Genomic DNA, 5,377 nt, shown 5'->3' with positions numbered 1-5,377 from the left:
TCCCCTTCGAACGCCTCGTCGAAGACCTCGCACCAACCCGCTCCATGGCCCGACACCCCCTGTTCCAGGTCATGCTCACCCTCCAGAACAACACCGCAGCCACCCTCGAACTCCCAGGACTTGCAACCGAACTGCTCCCCGCCGGGCAGGCCCCGGCCAAGTTCGACCTCGACTTCCAGTTCGGCGAACTCTTCGACGCACAGGGCCGGCCCGCCGGCCTCCAGAGCGCCATCACCTTCGCCGTCGACCTCTTCGACCACACGACGATCGAGGCCGTGGCCAAGCGCCTTACCCGCGTTCTGCGCGCTGTCGCCGCCGACCCCGACCAGCCCGTCAGCCGCATCGAGATCCTCGACGACGCCGAGCGCGACCTGATCCTCAACGGCTGGAACGACACCACCCGGGACCTGCCCGCCGCCACCCTGCCCGAGCTGTTCCACGCCCAGGTCACCCGCACGCCCGACGCCACCGCCCTCATCCACCAGAATGAGGAGTTGAGCTATGCCGAGGTGAACGCACGGGCCAACCGCCTCGCCCACCTCCTGGCCGAGCACGGCGTCCGCCCCGAGACCCTGGTCGGCGTCCACATGGAACGCTCCACCGACCTCGTCGTCTCACTCCTCGCGATCCTCAAGGCCGGCGGCGCCTACCTCCCCATCGACCCCAACTACCCCGCCGACCGCATCACCTACATGCTCCGCGACGCACAGCCCACCCTGGTCATCACCACCCGGTCCGTCCAGGACACCCTCCCCGACACCACCACGCGGATCGCCCTCGACAACCCCGACACCGTCACGCACCTCGCCGAACTCGACACCACCAACCCCAAGTCCGGCCTGCTGCCCACCCACCCCGCCTACATCATCTACACCTCCGGCTCCACCGGCCGCCCCAAGGGCGTCACCATCCCCCACCAGGCAATCGGCCGACTGGTGCGGGAGACCAACTACGTCGACCTGGGCTCCGATGACATCGTCGGCCAGTTGGCCTCGGTATCGTTCGACGCGGCGACCTTCGAGATCTGGGGCGCCTTGCTCAACGGCGCCGCCCTGGCGATCGCCCCGCCGAAGGGTCTGTCCGTCTTCGAGCTGCGCGAGTTCCTGACCTCACACCGTGTGACCGCTCTCTGGCTGACGGCCGGGCTCTTCCACGAAGTGGTGGAGTCGGACGTCGAGGCACTCCAAGGGCTCCGCTACCTGCTGGCCGGGGGCGACGTTCTCTCGGTGCCCCAGTGCAGGACCGTGCTTGACCGCCTGCCCCACGTACGGCTGCTCAACGGGTACGGGCCGACGGAGAACACCACCTTCACCACCACCCACGCGATTCGGACCGCCGACCTCGACCGCGGGGGGAGCGTGCCGATCGGAAGTCCGATCTCCGAGACCCGTCTCTATGTCCTCGACGGCGGGCTGCAGCTGGTCCCGCCCGGCGCCGTGGGTGAGTTGTACGTGGCGGGTGCGGGTCTGGCCCGTGGCTACCTGAACCGCCCCTCCCTCACTGCCGAGCGCTTCGTCGCCAACCCCTACGGCGGCTCCGGTGAGCGCATGTACCGCACCGGTGACCTGGTGCGCTGGCGTGCGGACGGCACGCTGGAGTTCGCGGGACGTGCCGACGACCAGGTCAAGATCCGCGGTTTCCGCATCGAGCTCGGCGAGGTCGAGTCGGTACTGGCCGCACACCCCGCCGTCTCCCAGACCACCGTCATCGCCCGCGAGGACACCCCCGGCGACAAGCGCCTCATCGGCTACATCGTCCCCGCCGCGAGCGGCGACGACCACACGGCCCTGACCGCCGCCATCCGCACCGACCTCCAGCAGCACCTGCCGGAGTACATGGTCCCCAGTGCGGTGGTCGTCCTGGACGCGCTGCCGCTGACCGCCAACGGCAAGCTCGACCGCAACGCCCTGCCCGCACCGGACTTCACGACAGCCAGCTCCGGACGCGCACCCCGCACCGCGCAGGAAGAAACGCTCTGCGGCGTCTTCGCCGACGTCCTCGGCGTCCCGTCCGTCAGCATCGACGACAACTTCTTCGAACTCGGCGGCCACTCCCTCCTCGCGACGCGGCTGATGAGCCGGATCCGCACCGTGCTGGGCGTCGAGGTCGGCATCCGCGCCCTGTTCGAGACCCCGACCGTCGCCGGCCTGGCCACACGCCTCGACGGGACCGGAACAACCCGACGCACGCTGACCGCCGGCCCCCGCCCCGACCTGGTACCACTCTCCGCCGCCCAGCGCCGCCTCTGGTTCCTCGGCGAACTCGAAGGCCCCAACGCCACCTACAACATCCCCGCCGCACTACGACTGACCGGCACCCTCGACCGGCAGGCCCTGCGGGCCGCGCTGCACGACGTCATCGAGCGACACGAAGTCCTGCGCACGATCTTCCGCACCACCGACGGCCAGCCCCACCAGCACATACTCCAACCGACGACGGTCACCCTCGACCTGCCCGTCACCGAAGTCACCGAAGCCGACCTGGACCAGGCCCTCACCCACGCCGCCGGACACGTCTTCGACCTCTCCACCCAAGTACCGCTGCGCGCCGAACTGTTCACCACCTCCGAGAACGAGCACGTCCTCGTCCTCGTCGTGCACCACATCGCCGGTGACGGCTGGTCCATGGGCCCACTCGCCCAAGACCTGTCCACCGCCTACACCGCCCGACTCCAACACCACGCCCCGACGTGGGAACCACTCCCGGTCCAGTACGCCGACTACACCCTCTGGCAACACGACCTCCTCGGCGAGGACACCGACCCCCACAGTGTCCTGTCCCAGCAACTCACCCACTGGCGCGAAGCGCTCTCCGGCCTGCCCGAAGAACTCCAGCTGCCCACCGACCGGCCCCGCCCCGCCACCGCCACCCACCACGGCGCCACCCACGACCTGAACATCCCCGCCGAACTGCACCAACAGCTCGCCGACCTCGCCCGCTCCCGCGGCGTCACCATGTTCATGGTCCTCCAAGCCGCCCTGGCCACCCTGCTCTCCCGCCTCGGCGCCGGAACCGACATCCCCCTCGGCACCCCCATCGCCGGACGCACCGACGAAGCCCTCGACGACCTCGTCGGCTTCTTCGTCAACACCCTCGTCATGCGCACCGACCTGACCGGCGACCCGAACTTCAACGAACTCCTCAACCGCGTCCAACACACCGGACTCGGCGCCTTCGCCAACCAGGACATCCCCTTCGAACGCCTCGTCGAAGACCTCGCACCAACCCGCTCCATGGCCCGACACCCCCTGTTCCAGGTCATGCTCACCCTCCAGAACAACACCGCAGCCACCCTCGAACTCCCAGCCATCGAGACCAAGTTGGTCTCGACCGGGCAGCTGCCGGCCAAGTTCGACCTCGACTTCCAGTTCGGCGAACTCTTCGACGCACAGGGCCGGCCCGCCGGCCTCCAGAGCGCCATCACCTTCGCGACCGACCTCTTCGACCACACGACGATCGAGGCCGTGGCCAAGCGCCTTACCCGCGTTCTGCGCGCTGTCGCCGCCGACCCCGAGCAGCCCGTCAGCCGCATCGAGATCCTCGACGACGCCGAGCGCGACCTGATCCTCAACGGCTGGAACGACACCGCCCGGGACCTGCCCGCCGCCACCCTGCCCGAGCTGTTCCACGCCCAGGTCGCCCGCACGCCCGACGCCACCGCCGTGGTGTTCACGGACACCCGGCTCAGCTACGCCGAGCTGAACGCCCGCGCCAACCGCCTCGCCCACCTCCTGACCGAGCACGGCGTCGGCCCGGAGCAGCTCGTGGCGCTGGCCATGCCACGCTCCGCGGAGATGGTCGTGGCAGTGCTCGCCGTACTCAAGGCCGGCGGCGCCTACCTCCCCATCGACCCCAACTACCCCGCCGACCGCATCAGTTACATGCTCGGCGACGCACAGCCCACCCTGGTCATCACCACCCGGTCCGTCCAGGACACCCTCCCCGACACCACCACGCGGATCGTCCTCGACGACGCCGACACCGTCGCGCACCTGGCCGGCCTCGACACCACCAACCCCGAGTCCGGCCTGCTGCCCACCCACCCCGCCTACGTCATCTACACCTCCGGCTCCACCGGCCGCCCCAAGGGCGTCGTCATCCCCCACGGCAACGTGGCCCGCCTCCTGTCCGGGACCGACCACTGGTTCCACTTCACCACCGACGACGTGTGGACCTGGTTCCACTCCTTCGCCTTCGACTTCTCCGTCTGGGAGCTGTGGGGCGCCCTCCTCAAGGGCGGACGCCTCGTCGTCGTGCCCTTCGACGTCTCCCGCTCCCCGCAGGACTTCCTCGACCTCCTCGTCCGCGACCAGGTCACCGTCCTCAACCAGACCCCGTCCGCCTTCTACCAGCTGATGCAGGCCGACGCGCAGAACCCCGAACTCAGCCGGCGCCTCACCCTGCGCACCGTCGTCTTCGGCGGCGAGGCACTCGACCTCAAGCGCCTGCGCGACTGGTACAGCCGCCACCACGACGACGCCCCCCTGCTCGTCAACATGTACGGCATCACCGAAACCACCGTGCACGTCAGCTACATGGCCCTCGACTCGGCCATCAGCGCCGACACCGGTATCGGAAGCGTCGTCGGTCGCGGCATCCCCGACCTGCGCCTGTACGTCCTCGACGAAGGCCTCCGCCTCGTCCCTGCCGGGACCGCCGGTGAGTTGTACGTGGCGGGTGCGGGTCTGGCCCGTGGCTACCTGAACCGCCCCTCCCTCACTGCCGAGCGCTTCGTCGCCAACCCCTACGGCGGCTCCGGCGAGCGCATGTACCGCACCGGTGACCTGGTGCGCTGGCGTGCGGACGGCACGCTGGAGTTCGCGGGACGTGCCGACGACCAGGTCAAAATCCGCGGCTTCCGCATCGAACTCGGCGAAATCGAATCGGCACTGGCCGCACACCCCGCCGTCTCCCAGGCCACCGTCGTCGTCCGCGAGGACACCCCCGGCGACAAGCGCCTCATCGGCTACGTCATCCCCGCCGCGAGCGGCGACGCAGACACGGCCCTGACCGCCACCATCCGCACCGACCTCCAGCAGCACCTGCCGGAGTACATGGTCCCCAGCGCGGTGGTCGTCCTGGACGCGCTGCCGCTGACCGCCAACGGCAAGCTCGACCGCAACGCCCTACCCGCACCGGACTACACGGCCACGACCGCAGGACGCGCACCCCGCACCCCGCAGGAAGAAACGCTCTGCGGCGTCTTCGCCGACGTCCTCGGCGTCCCGTCCGTCAGCATCGACGACAACTTCTTCGAGCTCGGCGGCCACTCCCTGCTCGCCACGCGGCTGATGAGCCGGATCCGTACCGTGCTGGGCGTCGAGGTCGGCATCCGCGCCCTGTTCGAGACCCCGACCGTCGCCGGCCTGGCCACACG

At 69.6% G+C, this 5,377-nt stretch carries 1 protein-coding gene; it reads left to right on the top strand.

Annotated elements, in window-relative coordinates:
• Window positions 1–44: 44 nt before the first annotated feature.
• On the top strand, window positions 45–5,377 hold a 5,333-nt coding region (locus ACFVWU_RS44145; protein WP_387632207.1), incomplete at its 3' end, for an amino acid adenylation domain-containing protein.

This window comes from Kitasatospora sp. NPDC058190, assembly GCF_042883685.1.
GTDB lineage: Bacteria > Actinomycetota > Actinomycetes > Streptomycetales > Streptomycetaceae > Kitasatospora.
The sequence above is the reverse complement of the archived record's forward strand: the minus strand, read 5'-3'. Positions and strand labels throughout refer to the sequence as shown.